We start from the raw sequence: 701 nt of genomic DNA on the forward strand, positions 1-701 counted from the left end.
GCATTGAGGTGGTCGTGCATCCCCAGTCGTATGTCCACTCGATGGTTGAGTTCACGGACGGATCGACACTGGCCCAGGCGACGCCCCCCGACATGCGGGGCCCCATCGCCATCGGCCTCGGCTGGCCCGAACGGGTCCCCGACGCGGCCCCGGTCTTCGACTGGAGCAAGGCGTCCACCTGGGAGTTCTTCCCTCTCGACGACGAGGCCTTCCCCTCGGTGAACCTCGCCCGGCACGTCGGCGGGCTCGCGGGAACCGCCCCCGCGGTGTTCAATGCCGCGAACGAGGAGTGCGTCGAGGCCTTCCGCACCGGTGCGCTGCCGTTCCTCGGCATCATCGACACGGTCACCCGGGTGGTCGAGGAACACGGAACGCCCGCCGCGGGAACCTCCCTGACCGTGCCGGACGTCCTCGAAGCGGAGACCTGGGCCCGCACGCGGGCCCGCGAACTGACAGCCCGGACGGCGAGCGCGGAGGCGCGTGCATGACGACCCAGATGTTCATCCTCGGCATTGTCGTCTTCGCGGCCGGCCTGCTGTTCTCCATCGCCTGGCACGAACTGGGGCACCTGTCCACGGCCAAGATGTTCGGCATCCGCGTGCCGCAGTACATGGTGGGCTTCGGTCCGACGATCTGGTCGCGGCACAAGGGCGAGACCGAGTACGGCGTCAAGGCGATCCCCTTCGGCGGCTACATCCGGA

At 68.9% G+C, this 701-nt stretch carries 1 protein-coding gene and 1 pseudogene; both read left to right on the plus strand.

The features are described 5' to 3' along the window. Nucleotides 1-488: pseudogene (locus LPA54_RS34120) on the plus strand (1-deoxy-D-xylulose-5-phosphate reductoisomerase); the annotation flags it as partial. After that, nucleotides 485-701, plus strand: a 217-nt coding sequence (locus LPA54_RS34125) for a site-2 protease family protein (RefSeq protein WP_228984551.1), incomplete at its 3' end; no start/stop codon positions are given. The pseudogene LPA54_RS34120 and the gene LPA54_RS34125, both read left to right, overlap by 4 nt.

The sequence above is a fragment of the Streptomyces sp. DH12 genome, from assembly GCF_020873895.1.
In the GTDB taxonomy this organism is placed as follows: Bacteria; Actinomycetota; Actinomycetes; order Streptomycetales; family Streptomycetaceae; genus Streptomyces.